This window comes from Bacillus sp. USDA818B3_A, from assembly GCF_009928415.1.
Classification (GTDB): domain Bacteria; phylum Bacillota; class Bacilli; order Bacillales; family Cytobacillaceae; genus Neobacillus.
In genome coordinates this window covers 272,280-287,785 of the sequence record NZ_JAABNN010000002.1, presented here as the reverse complement: position 1 = coordinate 287,785, position 15,506 = coordinate 272,280, and the positions used below count along the sequence as shown (strand labels likewise).

Here is a 15,506-nt window from a genome sequence, read left to right as displayed (position 1 = left end):
GTGTTAATTTAAAAGGGAAAACACATATTAAAGAGGGGTTATAGAATGTCCTCTATATCAGAATTTCAGTTATTATCCGTTTTAGCACAAGAAATGAATATGAGAAAAGCTTCGGAGCGCTTGTTTGTATCCCAGCCAGCTCTTTCTCAAAGATTACAAACGATAGAAAAAGAATGGGGAACCAAATTATTTATCCGCTCACAAAAAGGGTTATCGTTAACACCTGCAGGAGAGCATGTCATTGATTTTGTTAATGAAATATTAGAAAAGCAGGAAAAGGTTCGTGAAACGATTGATTCGCTGCAGGAGGGAATTTCAGGTACTTTAAAAATTGCTGTTGCATCAATCGTTGGACAAAATTGGCTCCCAGAGGTTTTAAAGAAATTTATAGATAGATACCCGCAAGTAAAGATTTCACTCGTAACAGGCTGGAGCAGTGAAATTTTAAAATGTTTGTATGATGATCAGGTGCATATTGGGATTATTCGGGGGACACCTGACTGGAAAGGGGTAAAAGTACATTTGTTCAATGATCCCCTATATCTCGTCGATCGAGAAATTACCAAACCAGAGCAGGTTTTAAAAACCAATCGTCCGTTTATTCAATTTAAAAGTGATTCAAATTATTATCAAGAGATACAAGATTGGTGGATGCGCAATTATAAAACATCGCCGAAGAGAACAGTGGTAGTTGATCAAATTGAGACATGCAAGCAGATGGCATTTAATGGAATAGGCTACGCGATTCTGCCTTCTATCACACTTAGGAAAGCTGATCGGGATATTTTTAAAATACCTTTGGTGGATGAGAATAAACAACCGCTCAAACGGGATACTTGGTTATTAGGGTATGAATCTGCATTCCAACTAAAGCAGGTCCATGCATTTATGGAACTAATTAAAGAATATATCGCCGAATCTTCTGAAGAATAAGGTTGTTTCACTTGTCTTCGCTTCTTTTGTTTGTTAAAGTATTTTTTAGTACACGATTATAGGGGGCAAGCTAGAAAAATGGATGCACATGAAATTATTGCTTTTATTGCAAATAGTAAAAAGTCAACACCTGTAAAGGTCTACCTGAAGGGTGAGTTAGAGGGTATTGATTTCGGAAGTGACGCAAAAGCTTTTATAAGTGGAAATACAGGCGTAGTCTTCGGTGAATGGTCTGAAATTAATTCAGTATTAGAAGCAAACAAAGGAAAGATTGAAGATTTCGTGGTTGAAAACGACCGTCGAAATTCAGCTATTCCATTGCTGGATACAAAATACATTAATGCAAGAATTGAGCCGGGTGTCACTATTCGTGACCAAGTAGAAATTGGGGATAATGCGGTTATTATGATGGGCGCAGTCATCAATATTGGTGCGGTTATTGGTGAAAAAACAATGATCGATATGGGTGTAGTTCTTGGCGGAAGAGCAACTGTCGGCAAGAATTGCCATATTGGAGCAGGCACCGTATTAGCTGGAGTCATTGAGCCGCCGTCCGCACAACCTGTTATCATTGAAGACGATGTTCTGATTGGTGCCAACGCAGTTGTCCTTGAAGGTGTGAAAGTCGGTAAGGGCTCTGTTGTTGCTGCAGGGGCAGTTGTTACGAAGGATGTACCTCCATATACAGTTGTTGCAGGAACACCAGCTAAGAAAATTAAAGATATCGATGAGAAAACAAAATCAAAAACAGAAATCATGCAAGAGCTTCGTCAATTATAAGGCGGACAAGCATAGTGCAAATTTTTTGAACTAAGAAAGCGTGGACGCTCATCCACGCTTCTTTTATAGGGACTAAAAAGGCAGGTATCTTTATGAAATCATTAATTGAAATAAGAAGGGAACTTCATCAGATTCCCGAATTAGGTTTTCAAGAATATAAAACTCAAGCCTATCTTTTATCAATTCTAGAGTCATTCCCGCAAGAACGGATGGCTATTAAAAAGTGGAAAACGGGATTGCTGGTTAAAGTTCATGGTTTAAAACCGACTAAAACGATTGGATATAGAGCGGATATAGATGGACTTCCAATAACAGAAGAAACTGGTTTTGACTTTTCCTCCACACATGAAGCAAGGATGCATGCTTGCGGTCACGATTTTCATATGACCATCGCTTTAGGAATCGTGTCATACTTTATTAACAATCCAATAAAAGATGATCTACTGTTTATATTCCAGCCAGCAGAGGAAGGCCCAGGAGGAGCGGAACCAATGCTTAAATCGGCCGAAATGCAGGAGTGGATGCCGGATTTAATCTTTGCTCTTCACATTGCACCAGAATATCCTGCTGGAACGATTGCTTTAAAAGAAGGTCTATTATTTGCCAATACGTCCGAGTTGTTTATAGACCTAAAAGGTAAAGGTGGTCATGCGGCCTATCCACATCAGACCAATGATATGGTGATTGCTGCGTGTACCCTGGTTAATCAGCTGCAAACAGTTATTTCCAGAAATATCGATCCGTTAGACAGTGCAGTGATAACGATTGGAAAAATTACCGGAGGAACCGTTCAAAATGTTATTGCCGAGAAAGCAAGGCTTGAGGGAACAATCAGAACCTTATCACCTGAAGCGATGAAAAAGGTGAAACATCGGATTGAAGCCCTGGTAAAAGGAATCGAGACAGGCTATGAGTGTCAAGTGGAGATTGATTACGGATCGATGTATCATCAAGTTTACAATACAGAATTGGTTACTAGAGAATTCATGGAGTATGTTAGAAGTGAAACAGATGTATCGGTAGTTGAATGTCGAGAGGCTATGACTGGTGAGGATTTTGGCTATATGCTAAAAGAAATACCTGGGCTCATGTTTTGGTTAGGGGTCGATTCACCGTTTGGACTCCATCATGCAAGACTTAATCCAAATGAGTCAGCCATCGATGTGGCAGTGAAGGTAATGACTAGCTATCTCTCTTTTAAAGGCAACTAGAAATGTGTTGTTGAGTCCGAGCTAATTTTTCTTTAGTTCTACTGGTTAATTATGTTAAAATCAAGTGGTTAATGTTGAATGGTGTCGTTTATTTTTGGTTGATTAGGAAAAACTGACACTGACTAAGGGAAATAAAGCTATTATGGTCTAAAAGGACAGCTGCTGGATTGGCTTAATAAAGACTCATTTTTTTATTGGAGGTAAAACAATGCCAGAACGTATGGTGGGTAAACAGGCGCCGCGCTTTGAAATGGAAGCTGTATTACCAAATAAAGAATTTGGAAAAGTCAGCCTTGAAGAAAACATGAAAAATGATAAATGGACTGTGCTTTTCTTCTATCCAATGGATTTTACTTTTGTTTGTCCTACTGAGATTACTTCTTTGTCTGACCGCTTTGATGAGTTTGAAGATTTAGATGCAGTTGTTATCGGTGCATCGACCGATACAATCCACACTCACCTCGCATGGATTAAAACGGATCGTAAAGAGAACGGTCTAGGTGACATCAACTATCCGCTGGCTGCTGATACAAACCATATGGTTTCGCGAGAATATGGCGTGCTGATTGAGGAAGAGGGGATAGCACTGAGAGGTCTATTTATTATTAGTCCTGAAGGTGAATTAATGTATTCAGTAGTTAACCATAACAATATCGGCCGTGATGTGGATGAGACACTGCGTGTACTCCAAGCATTACAAACTGGCGGTCTGTGCCCAGCAAACTGGAAGCCGGGGCAAGCGACGCTGAATGTATAGTAAAGTTAAGGCAGACCTAACGAATAAGTTAGGTCTTTTTTAAAATAGGGGGCTAAAGTGTGAAATTACGAGAACAAATGCCGGAATTAACCGGGGCAACTGAATGGTTAAATGGGCAGGTAACAAAAGATGAATTAATAGGTGAGAAGTCCACTCTTTTTCATTTCTGGTCAATCAGCTGTCATTTATGTAAAGAAGTAATGCCGCAGGTTAATCAGTTCCGTGATGATTATAAAGATCGATTAAATGTTGTGGCTGTTCATATGCCGCGTTCAGAGGATGATTTGAATGTGGCGGAAATTAAAAAAGTGGCAGTAGAACATGGTATTACTCAGCCGATTTTTATAGATGGTGAACATAAACTAACTGATGCATTTGAGAATCAATATGTGCCTGCTTACTATGTTTTTGACCACGAAGGTAAGCTCCGCCATTATCAAGCGGGTGGAAGCGGCATGGCAATGCTTGAAAAACGCGTTAATCGTATTTTAGATGAAATGGGAGTAACAGAATAAATCTATTTGGAAAGGACTGTTCTTTAATGAACAGTTCTTTTTTATTAACCGTGTAACATTCCTTTGCCACACACGTCGATATTTACAAATAGAAAAAGAGGGGGCCAGCAAATGAGAAAGTCGTTAAAGGTATTATCGATTGTGTGTATGGTGTTGTTTTTTGGTTTAAGTGGGTGCAGTTCGCAAGCTAAAGATGAAAGTGCAAAAATGAGTACGGAAAATAAAGAAATGATGGATTCGGCCCAGTCTGGTAAAGGTGAAGAGGCCTTGTCTGCCAGTGAAAATACGGAGAAAGATCAGACAGCAGATACAGTGCCAGTTAATCAAATGGTCATTTACCAAGCTGATTTGGAGCTGCGTGTGAAAAATTTTGAAAAAACAGTCCAAAACTTAGAAAATAAAGTGAAAAACTACGGCGGCTATATAGCGGAATCAAATGTAACGAGAGACGGGAATGAACAAGTAAGCGGGCTATTAAAATTGAGAATACCTCAAGAACATTTTCAAGACTTCCTAACAGATGCCGAGGGGCAGGCAGTTGAGGTGCTGCAAAGAAATATTAATGGGCAGGATGTAACAGAGGAATATGTAGACCTGGAATCTCGATTAAAGTCTAAAAAGGCGGTTGAGGAGCGGCTCTTAAGTTTCATGAAAAATGCGGCTAAAACAGAGGATCTCCTAAAGATATCAGATGACTTAGCTTCCGTTCAAGAAGAAATTGAGGTTATTGAAGGCAGGATGAAATATTTAAAGAATCAAACGTCTTTTTCTACGGTGAATATTACCCTATACGAAACAAAAGTAGTTATCCCGAATCTTGATAAAGACCAGCTGAATACTTGGGAAAAGATCAAGAAACAATTTATGAAAAGCACCAATCTATTATTAGCTGCTCTATCAGGAATTGTAGTTTTTATCTTAGGAAACCTGCCAATTCTGTTTGTTTTCGTCTTAGTGGGCTTTCTGATATTCCTATATTATAATAAGAGAAATAGGCAAAGAAAACAGGAATAATACCTTGCACCGAATGTTAGTAAATTGCCTTTATAGATACAAACAAGGGAGTTTTTTTCATGAAAAAAAGTTTTGCAGTCATTGGGCTTGGACGTTTTGGCGGAAGCATTTGCCGTACCTTAACCGAAGAAGGAATGGAAGTATTAGGTATTGATGTCAATGAGGAACGCGTAAATGAGTATAGCATGATTGCTTCACATGCAGTAGTCGGAGATACCACGGATGAAAATGTCCTGAAAAGTTTAGGGATTCGGAATTTCGATCATGTAATTGTTGCCATCGGGGATGACATTCAGGCTAGTATTCTTACTACCCTTATCTTAAAAGAACTGGGGGTAGCATGTATAACTGCAAAAGCACAAAATGATTACCATGAGAAAGTACTTCGGAAGATTGGAGCCGATCATGTCGTTCATCCAGAAAGGGATATGGGCAGGCGGATCGCTAACAATATGGCTTCCAACAGCGTACTCGATTACCTTGAACTGTCAGCGGAGCACAGTATTGTGGAAATTGCAGCCAACCAAAAGCTTATTGGGAATACCATTATGGATTTAGATATTAGAAAGAGATACGGATTGAATATCGTAGCAATCAAAAGGGGCGAAGAAATTATCGTTTCCCCGCAAGCAAAAGAAACTTTTCAAAGTAATGATGTTTTAATTGTGATTGGCAATGATCATGATATTGACCGATTTGAAAAGAAAGTACTGGAATAAAGCAAAACGGAAGTGCTTGTGCACTTCCGCTTTTTTATACTTCCATAATGATTGGTAAAATCATTGGACGTCGTTTAGTTTTTTCATAAAGGAAAGGTGCAAGTGTATCTGTAATTTCATTCTTTATTTCAGACCACTGGCTGGTTTTTCGTTCCATTACTTTATTTAAGTGTTTTGTAATCAGGTTTTGAGCATCATTGATTAAATCGCCGGATTCTCTCATGTATACAAATCCGCGGGAAATAAGGTCAGGACCTGAAGCAATTTTAAATTCTTTCATATTGATACTTACAACTACAACCACTAATCCTTCTTCTGAAAGAATACGACGGTCCCTTAAGACGATATTTCCAATATCACCAATGCCGCTCCCGTCTATATAGACAGACCCAGATGGGATTTTTCCAGCAACCTGCGCCGTACTATCAGATAAGGCTAATACTTCACCATTGTCCATAATAAAGCAATTTTCTTCATCTACACCGCAGTCCACTGCAAGTTTGGTATGCATTTTTTGCATGCGATATTCACCGTGAATCGGCATAAAGAATTTTGGCTTAATTAAGCGAAGCATTAATTTTTGTTCCTCTTGTCCACCATGACCAGAAGTATGAATATTGCTTAACTTTCCGTGAATAACTTCAGCCCCGGCTCGGTACAGCATATTAATTGTTCTGCTGACGCTAATGGTGTTCCCAGGGATTGGTGAAGAAGAGAATACAACAGTGTCACCAGGAATAATTTGAATCTGTCTGTGAGTTCCATTGGCAATTCTCGAAAGAGCAGCCATTGGTTCACCTTGGCTTCCTGTACAAAGTATAGTTACTTTATCAGCCGGTAACCGGTTTATTTGATTTGCCTCAATAAAGGTCTCTTTAGGGGCAGAAATATAACCTAGGTCGAGCCCAATATTGATGGCAGCTTCCATGCTTCGGCCAAACACAGCTACTTTTCTCCCGTTCACTACAGCGGCTTCTACTACTTGCTGTAGTCTGTGGATGTTTGACGCAAAAGTGGCAAAAATAACACGGCCATCTACTTTTCTAAAAATATCATGGATGCTTTCACCAACTCGGCGTTCAGACATGGTGAAATCCGGAATTTCGCTATTAGTACTATCCGAAAGTAAACATAAAACCCCTTCTTTGCCTATCTCAGCCATTTTTGTCAAATTGGCAGGTTCTCCAACGGGGGTAAAATCAAATTTAAAATCACCTGTATGGACGACTTGTCCTGGAGGGGTTTTTACGACAATACCATAGGAATCAGGAATACTGTGGGTGGTTCGGAAAAACGTAACGGATGTTTTGCGAAACTTAATGATATCATCTTCTACAATCTCAATAAGCTTTGCATTTCGTAATAGTCCGTGCTCTTCTAATTTATTTTTAATTAACCCAAGGGCCAGTTTCCCTCCATAAATCGGAATATTTATTTCACGCAGTAAATAAGGAATTCCGCCAATGTGGTCTTCATGTCCATGGGTTACAAATAACCCTTTAATTTTATCTTCATTTTTTACCAAGTAGGTATAATCTGGGATAACATAATCGATACCTAATAATTCGTCTTCAGGAAATTTAATTCCCGCATCGATTAATATTATTTCATCTTGGAACTGAACTGCATACGTATTTTTGCCTATTTCCCCTAAACCGCCCAAGGCAAAAACAGCAGTTTGATCATTTTTTACAAATTTCATAAATTATCCAATCTCCAATACTTTAAAGTCTTCATTTTGTTGTTCGTATTCTAAATAAGCGCCTTTAACTTCTTGTACATGTTCCACATTATAACCGCGATCGGCGATTTTTTTTCGGACATCTACTACCGATTCACCTTCAACAAAAATTGTTTTAGTGTTCTCTCTAACCGGAACTTCTGTAACTCTCTCTTGATAATACACTTTAAATATCATGATAAATTCGCTCCTTACTGAATCGTAACTTTTTCTATTATATTAAATATTATCATCTTTTTCATTTATTTTCTTAAGGTTTTCCCTTGTACTATATATGAAAAGTATGTAACTGTGAATCATATTACTACAATTTACAATAATGAAGGAGCCCTTCGCAAGTTTGAAGGGCCCTCTAAATTTAGGCAATAGATTTCTTTCTAAGTAAATCGTTCCACTGTTTTAAGAGCTTCTTCCTTAGCTTCTTTAACATAGTGGATCATCTCCTTACCTTTATTTTATACGAACCTTGTCCAAAGTAAAGCAGGCTATGGCAGATAATTGAAATTTTTTTATCCATACATCTTTTTTTACTATTATTATATGTTGAAAATAGGTAATATCTCGTGGTTAAATTTGGAATAATTGTTAATAAAAAAATACTAGCTCATCAAAGCTAGTCAAATTAATATAAGACCTTGCAAATAGGTCTGTTGATTTCCGCTCCGGGCACTCGCTTTCCGCGGGGAGGTCCTGGAGCCTCCCCGGCACGCCCGCGGAAAGCGAAGTGCCTGGAGCGCTAAGCAACAGACCTAATTGACAGCCTATACTATTTATATAGGAGATTAACGCGGTAATTTATTGAAGTTTATAGATATATTAAAAGGCTGTCGATGATTTTTCGACAGCCTGACTAGCCAATCAAAGCTAGTGTTTTATCTTTCAATAACGGTTGCCCCGTCAATAGGTTTAAGAGGATCGTTTTTATCGATATGATCATAAAACATAACCCCGTTTAAATGGTCGATTTCATGCTGAAAACAGATGGCTGGCAAACCTTTGAGACGAAGTTTGACCTCTTCGCCCTCAAGAGTTGTTCCTTTTACGGTAATTCTTGCATATCTAGGCACATAGCCTGGTATGGCCTCATCTACTGACAGGCAGCCTTCACCCGATTGGAGGTAAGACTTCTCAACAGAATGACTGACAATTTTGGGATTAAATAATGCATAGCTATATAATGTACCTTTATCGTCTGTCAGATGAATGGCAATCATTCTTTTTGATACATTTATTTGCGGCGCAGCCAATCCAATTCCTGGGCGAAGGCTATATTTTGCAGCAATCTCGCCGTTTTGGCTGTTTTTAACATATTCTAAAAGACTGGCTAATATTTGTTTATCTTCATCGGATGCTGGCAAAACAACTTCCTCCGCAACCTTTCGAAGAGTGGGATGCCCGTCCCGAATGATATCTTCCATTGTTAACATGAAAATTCACTCCTAAAGTTCCATAAGTTATTCACATGCATTAGTCTATCAAACTACAGGTGAAATGTTAATCATTGTTTCTCTGCCTGAGTTCTGTTCAAGATAAAATGTTGTCAAACAAAATTTATCTAGATATAGTAAGTATAATGCCTAGTAAGGAGGTTTCCATTTGAGACTCAAAAGAAGCAACTGCATTATAATCATGATTACCGCAATAATTTTTATCATATCAGGATGTTCTAATGAAAAGACCCCAGTTGAAAAAATGTATACGGTCTTAGAAAGTGTGGCTGCCAAAGAAAAAACTTTTGAGGAGCAGCAAGAACCACTGGTCAAATTAGAAAAACAGGAAAAAGAAATTTATGATCAAATTTTAAAACAAGGATTGAAGGAATATGATCAGATTGTTAAACTTTCCGATGAAGCTCTTGTTTTAGCAGATAAAAGGAAAGAACTTTTGGATAAAGAAACAGCAAGTCTTAAGGAATCAGAACAGGAATTTTCTAAAGTGGCAGACCTAAAAAGCCAATTGGATGATACTAAACAAAAGAAAACGGCAAATGAACTTTACGAGATCATGATGAAACGATATGAAGCTCATCGAAATTTATATTCGCAATACTCTGAGGCACTTCAAAATGATAAAGAATTATACCAAATGTTTAAAAATAAAAATCTCCCTTATGAAGATCTGGAGACTCAAATTAATAAGCTGAATGCCAGTTATGAAAAGGTATATGCATCAAATGAACAATTTAATAAATATACCAGCCAATATAATGAAAAAAAACTCACATTTTATCATCAGGCAGGTCTAAAAACTAACTAAATAAAGGTATTCGATTAATCGGCTGAATTTCAGCCGATTTTTTCTATATTATAACAAGTGACAAAAATGTGACAACTTATATAACAGTTTGATAAATCAAGTAGTACAGTTGTGTAAAATTACATCTTTTCAGACATTGAAATTGTTACGAAATAATGAAACTTAGTATTTGACGGCATAAAATAAAAGTTGTAAACTCATAGATGTGATAAAAATTGTACTAATGATGTTACATAAAATAGTGATACAGAATAAAATGCCATAAGAGAGAGAACTTTTCGTTTTATCTTATCTTTTCTGTGAAACACTAGTTCATAGTACGTATCCATATTCAGGCCTCGAATCTTATGTAATATCGAAGTAGATATCCAAATGGATCTTGCTTTTTACTAATGGTTAATCGCAATTTTTGGGTAATCTAAAATAGTGGATTTTATTTTTAAAAATAGGCCCTAAATAGAAAGGAAGAGTTGACACATGGCTTCTAAACTTAAAAACGCCCAGATAGATGCTAAAAAAGCACTTGAGGCAGTAGAAGATCAATTTCAAACACTTCAAATTCTTAATGAAGAAGGCGAAGTAGTAAATGAAGCGGCAATGCCAGACTTAACAGATGAACAGCTTCAAGAATTAATGCGTCGTATGGTTTATACTCGTATTCTTGATCAACGTTCTATTTCATTAAACCGCCAAGGAAGACTTGGATTCTATGCGCCAACTGCAGGACAAGAAGCTTCACAGCTTGCTTCTCAATTTGCTTTGGAAAAAGAAGACTTCATCTTACCTGGTTACCGTGATGTTCCGCAAATCATTTGGCATGGATTACCATTGTCCCAAGCTTTCTTGTGGTCAAGAGGACATTTCCATGGTATGCAGATTCCTGAAGGCGTTAATGTACTTCATCCACAAATCATCATCGGTGCTCAATATGTTCAAACTGCTGGTGTGGCACTTGGATTACAAAAACGTGGAGCGAAAGCTGTAGCCATTACTTATACAGGAGACGGCGGTACCTCACAAGGGGATTTCTATGAAGGAATGAACTTTGCAGGTGCAGCTAAATCACCAGCAATCTTTATTGCACAAAACAACCAATTTGCCATCTCAACACCTCGTGAAAAACAAACGGCTGCTAAAACTTTAGCACAAAAGGCGGTTGCTGCTGGTATTCCTGGTATCCAAGTAGATGGTATGGATCCATTAGCTGTTTATGCAGCGGTTCGTGAAGCAAGAGAACGTGCGATTAATGGAGAAGGCCCAACATTCATTGAAACGTTAACTTACCGATATGGCCCACACACAATGGCTGGAGACGATCCAACACGTTACCGTACAGCTGATCTTGACAACGAGTGGGAAAAGAAAGATCCACTTGTACGTTTCCGTAAATTCCTTGAAAATAAAGGTCTTTGGAGCGAGGAGAAAGAAACACAAGTAATCGAACAAGCTAAAGAAGACATTAAAGAAGCGATTAAGCTAGCGGACGCAGCACCAAAACAAAAGGTTACTGATTTAATGGAAATTACCTATTCAGATATGCCAAGCAATTTGAAAGAACAATATGAAATTTTTCAAGCAAAGGAGTCGAAGTAAGTCATGGCTCAAATGACAATGATTCAAGCAATTACTGATGCACTTCGGACTGAATTACGCAATGACCCGAATGTATTGGTTTTCGGAGAAGACGTAGGGGTAAATGGCGGAGTATTCCGTGCGACTGAAGGACTTCAACAAGAGTTTGGAGAAGATCGCGTATTTGATACACCACTTGCTGAATCAGGGATCGGCGGTTTAGCTTCAGGTTTAGTATTGCAAGGCTTCCGTCCTGTACCAGAAATTCAGTTCTTTGGATTCGTATTTGAAGTATTTGACCAAATTGCAGGTCAGTTAGCCCGCCTGCGTTACCGCTCAGGTGGAACATTTAATGCACCTGTTGTTTTCCGTTCACCATTCGGAGGAGGGGTACATACTCCTGATATGCACGCAGACAGCTTAGAAGGACTTATGGCGCAAACTCCTGGTATAAAGGTTGTTATCCCATCAACTCCTTATGATGCAAAAGGTCTATTGATTTCATCAATCCGTGACAATGATCCTGTTATTTTCTTAGAGCATATGAAATTATACCGTTCATTCCGTCAAGAGGTTCCTGAAGAAGAATATACGATTCCACTAGGTAAAGCTGATGTGAAACGTGAGGGAACTGATGTATCAATCATTACTTACGGTGCAATGGTTCATGAATCATTAAAAGCTGCGGAAGAACTTGAAAAAGAAGGCTTCTCTGCAGAAGTAATTGACTTACGTACAGTAAGCCCAATTGACATTGAGACAATTATAGCATCTGTTGAAAAGACTGGCCGTGCAATTGTGGTTCAAGAAGCACAAAAACAAGCAGGTATTGCAGCAAATGTTGTTGCTGAAATTAACGATCGTGCTATTTTAAGCTTAGAAGCTCCTGTATTACGTGTTGCCGCACCTGATACAATCTTCCCGTTCCCGCAAGCAGAGTCAGTATGGCTTCCAAACTATAAAGATGTTCTTGAGACTGCTAAAAAGGTATTAAATTTCTAATCCTTATATAGCAGCATAATTAACTAACATGGCTGGGGAAAAGCTTTCTTTTCCCACGCCTTCTTATACATTGATTAAAATACATGAAAAATAGGAGATGAATCTCTGTGTCATTCCAATTTAAAATGCCTGATATCGGTGAAGGTATTCACGAAGGTGAAATCGTCAAATGGTTTGTAAAACCAGGTGATAAGGTTCAAGAAGATGATGTCCTATGCGAAATCCAAAATGATAAAGCTGTTGTTGAAATTCCATCCCCAGTCGAAGGTACTGTTCAAGAAGTATTAGTTGGAGAAGGAACTGTGGCAACTGTTGGTCAAGTACTAGTTACATTTGATGCACCAGGATATGAAAACCTACAATTTAAAGGCGATGATCATGCCGAAGAAGCTCCTAAACAAGCAGAAGCACCTGCTGCGCCTGCACAAGAAGCTGCTCCTGCAGCACAAGCTGCACAAGCTCAGCCGCAGGCAGAAGCAGATCCAAACCGCCGTGTGATTGCGATGCCTTCTGTTCGTAAATATGCCCGTGAAAAAGGTGTTGAAATCCGTTTAGTTACTGGTTCTGGAGAAAACGGACGTATTCTTAAGACTGATATTGATGCATTCTTAAATGGTGGTGCTGCCCCAGCTCCTGCGGCAACAACTGCTGCAGCAGAAGAAGCTAAAGCAGAAGCTCCAAAAGCTGCTGCTCCAATTCCACAAGGTGAATATCCAGAAACACGTGAAAAGATGAGCGGTATCCGTAAAGCTATTGCAAAAGCAATGGTTAACTCTAAGCATACTGCACCACACGTTACATTAATGGATGAAATCGATGTAACTAAGCTTGTTGCACACCGTAAAAAATTCAAAGAAGTGGCTGCTGCTAAAGGCATTAAGCTTACATTCTTACCATATATCGTAAAAGCATTAACTAGCGCATTAAGAGAGTTCCCTGTATTAAATACATCTCTTGACGATGCAACGAGTGAAATCATCCATAAGCACTATTACAACATTGGTATCGCTGCTGATACTGAAAAAGGCCTTTTAGTACCAGTTGTTAAAGATGCTGACCGTAAATCTGTGTTTACTATTTCTAATGAAATTAACGAATTAGCTGGTAAAGCACGTGATGGTAAACTTGCTCCAAACGAAATGAAAGGTGCTTCTTGCACAATTTCTAATATTGGTTCTGCAGGCGGACAATGGTTTACTCCAGTTATTAACCATCCAGAAGTGGCTATTTTAGGTGTTGGTCGTATTGCTGAAAAGCCAATCGTACTAAACGGCGAAATTGTAGCTGCTCCTGTATTAGCATTATCTTTAAGTTTTGACCACCGCATGATCGATGGTGCAACAGCTCAAAATGCAATGAATCATATTAAACGTTTATTAAACGATCCAGAACTATTGTTAATGGAGGCGTAAGAAAAATGGTAGTTGGAGATTTCCCAATTGAAACAGATACTATAGTCATCGGTGCGGGTCCTGGAGGATACGTAGCAGCAATCCGTGCCGCTCAATTAGGACAAAAAGTAACAATTGTTGAAAAAGAATATGTTGGCGGCGTATGTTTAAACGTAGGTTGTATTCCTTCTAAAGCGTTGATTGCTGCAGGACACCGTTATGAAACAGCTGTTCACTCAGAGTCATTCGGTATCACAGCTGAAAACGTTAAGGTTGATTTTACTAAGGTTCAAGATTTTAAATCAGGAATCGTTAAGAAATTAACTGGCGGTGTAGAAGGGCTATTAAAAGGAAATAAAGTTAACATCGTTCGTGGTGAAGCATACTTTGTTGATGCTAATACACTTCGTGTAATGGATGAAAATTCTGCCCAAACTTATACATTTAAAAATGCTATTATTGCAACTGGTTCTCGTCCAATTGAATTACCATCATTTAAATATTCAAAACGCATTCTTAATTCAACAGGTGCTTTGAATTTAAATGAAGTTCCTGAAAAAATCGTTGTCATCGGCGGCGGTGTAATCGGAATTGAACTTGGCGGTGCTTATGCAAACTTTGGCAGCCAAGTTACCATCCTCGAAGGTGCTGATGAAATTTTAGGCCTTGGAGTATTTGATAAGCAGATGGCTTCACTTGTTAAGCGTACAATGGCTAAACGCGGAGCAGAATTCTATACTAATGCATTTGCTAAAGGTGTAGAAGAAACTGAAAATGGTGTTGTAGTATCATTTGAAGTTAAAGGTGAAGCAAAGCAAATTGAAGCTGACTATGTTTTCGTCATGGTTGGACGCCGTCCAAACACGGATGAAATGGGCTTAGAACAAGTTGGAATCAAATTAAGCGAACGTGGATTAATTGAGATTGACAAGCAATGCCGTACAAATATCAGCAATATTTATGCAATTGGTGATATTGTTGCAGGTCCTCAATTAGCTCATAAAGCTTCTTATGAAGCGAAAATCGCTGCTGAAGCTATTGCTGGTCATCCATCAGAGATTGATTACCTAGGTATTCCTGCCGTTGTATTCTCTGACCCAGAATTAGCTTCTGTTGGTTATACTGAGGCGCAAGCTAAAGAAGAAGGAATTAAGGTTAAAGCAGCGAAATTCCCATTTGCTGCAAATGGCCGTGCGTTATCTTTAGACTCAAGCGACGGTTTCATGAAATTAATCACTCGTGCTGAAGATGGCGTAGTAATCGGTGCTCAAATCGCTGGGGCAAGTGCTTCAGATATGATCGCTGAATTAGGTCTAGCTATTGAAACTGGTATGACAGCAGAGGATTTAGCCCTTACCATCCATGCTCATCCAACTCTTGGAGAAATTACGATGGAAGCTGCTGAAGTGGTTCTAGGAACTCCAATTCATATTATTAAATAATATATATTTAATACAAAGTCCTTTCCGTTAAATGCGGAAAGGACTTTGTGTTTTTAGGGCGAATTTATCTAATATATAAACCTATAAAGGAAGGAGGACTTCCAAAAGAATATGTAAATTCATCTCTAACCGCTGATAAAAGAACATATATTTATAACACTAGCCAAGGACTT

Annotated in this window: 15 protein-coding genes; 12 read left to right on the top strand and 3 right to left on the bottom strand. The window is 38.6% G+C overall.

What is annotated here, in order from left to right; translation table 11 throughout:
- Positions 1-45: 45 nt before the first annotated feature.
- The 7 genes from GXK58_RS04555 (at position 46) to GXK58_RS04525 (ending at position 5,929) form a co-directional block, all read left to right on the top strand.
- Complete coding sequence (locus tag GXK58_RS04555; RefSeq protein ID WP_160720294.1) at positions 46-933, top strand: LysR family transcriptional regulator; 888 nt, start codon at positions 46-48, stop codon at positions 931-933.
- A 78-nt stretch (positions 934-1,011) separates the two neighbouring features.
- A complete protein-coding gene (gene dapD / locus GXK58_RS04550; RefSeq protein ID WP_160720293.1) occupies positions 1,012-1,713 on the top strand; it encodes a 2,3,4,5-tetrahydropyridine-2,6-dicarboxylate N-acetyltransferase in 702 nt (233 codons plus the stop codon).
- Positions 1,714-1,799: 86 nt separating this feature from the next.
- A complete protein-coding gene (locus GXK58_RS04545; protein ID WP_442862455.1) occupies positions 1,800-2,924 on the top strand; it encodes an N-acetyldiaminopimelate deacetylase in 1,125 nt (374 codons plus the stop codon).
- Positions 2,925-3,132: 208 nt separating this feature from the next.
- A complete protein-coding gene (locus GXK58_RS04540) occupies positions 3,133-3,681 on the top strand; it encodes a peroxiredoxin (protein ID WP_160720289.1) in 549 nt (182 codons plus the stop codon).
- A gap of 59 nt (positions 3,682-3,740) precedes the next feature.
- The gene (locus GXK58_RS04535) at positions 3,741-4,196 is read left to right on the top strand and encodes a TlpA family protein disulfide reductase (RefSeq protein WP_160720287.1); all 456 of its coding nucleotides are present in this window, start codon (positions 3,741-3,743) and stop codon (positions 4,194-4,196) included.
- A gap of 111 nt (positions 4,197-4,307) precedes the next feature.
- Entirely contained in the window at positions 4,308-5,210 is a 903-nt protein-coding gene (locus GXK58_RS04530; protein WP_160720285.1) for a DUF4349 domain-containing protein, read from the top strand.
- A gap of 59 nt (positions 5,211-5,269) precedes the next feature.
- Complete coding sequence (locus tag GXK58_RS04525; RefSeq protein ID WP_160720283.1) at positions 5,270-5,929, top strand: potassium channel family protein; 660 nt, start codon at positions 5,270-5,272, stop codon at positions 5,927-5,929.
- Between the two features lie 34 nt (positions 5,930-5,963).
- On the opposite strand, the gene rnjA is transcribed toward GXK58_RS04525, so the two are convergent.
- The 3 genes from rnjA to def form a co-directional block, all read right to left on the bottom strand.
- On the bottom strand, positions 5,964-7,631 hold the full coding sequence (rnjA, locus tag GXK58_RS04520; RefSeq protein ID WP_160720281.1) for a ribonuclease J1: 1,668 nt from the start codon (positions 7,629-7,631) through the stop codon (positions 5,964-5,966).
- 3 nt (positions 7,632-7,634) lie between these two features.
- A complete protein-coding gene (locus GXK58_RS04515) occupies positions 7,635-7,847 on the bottom strand; it encodes a DNA-dependent RNA polymerase subunit epsilon (RefSeq protein WP_160720279.1) in 213 nt (70 codons plus the stop codon).
- A 695-nt stretch (positions 7,848-8,542) separates the two neighbouring features.
- Positions 8,543-9,097, bottom strand: a complete 555-nt coding sequence (def, locus tag GXK58_RS04510; protein ID WP_160720277.1) for a peptide deformylase — start codon at positions 9,095-9,097, stop codon at positions 8,543-8,545.
- A gap of 169 nt (positions 9,098-9,266) precedes the next feature.
- On the opposite strand from def, the gene GXK58_RS04505 reads away from it, so the two are divergent.
- From GXK58_RS04505 to lpdA, 5 genes are all read left to right on the top strand, one after another.
- Positions 9,267-9,926, top strand: coding sequence for a YkyA family protein (locus GXK58_RS04505; RefSeq protein ID WP_237389563.1), 660 nt, complete (start codon positions 9,267-9,269; stop codon positions 9,924-9,926).
- A 477-nt stretch (positions 9,927-10,403) separates the two neighbouring features.
- The gene (gene pdhA / locus GXK58_RS04500; protein WP_160720275.1) at positions 10,404-11,519 is read left to right on the top strand and encodes a pyruvate dehydrogenase (acetyl-transferring) E1 component subunit alpha; all 1,116 of its coding nucleotides are present in this window, start codon (positions 10,404-10,406) and stop codon (positions 11,517-11,519) included.
- 3 nt (positions 11,520-11,522) lie between these two features.
- Entirely contained in the window at positions 11,523-12,500 is a 978-nt protein-coding gene (locus GXK58_RS04495) for an alpha-ketoacid dehydrogenase subunit beta (protein ID WP_160720273.1), read from the top strand.
- A gap of 107 nt (positions 12,501-12,607) precedes the next feature.
- Positions 12,608-13,912 (top strand): dihydrolipoamide acetyltransferase family protein, encoded by a 1,305-nt coding sequence (locus GXK58_RS04490; RefSeq protein WP_160720271.1) that lies wholly within the window; start codon positions 12,608-12,610, stop codon positions 13,910-13,912.
- Between the two features lie 5 nt (positions 13,913-13,917).
- Entirely contained in the window at positions 13,918-15,333 is a 1,416-nt protein-coding gene (lpdA, locus tag GXK58_RS04485; RefSeq protein WP_160720269.1) for a dihydrolipoyl dehydrogenase, read from the top strand.
- Positions 15,334-15,506: the final 173 nt, after the last annotated feature.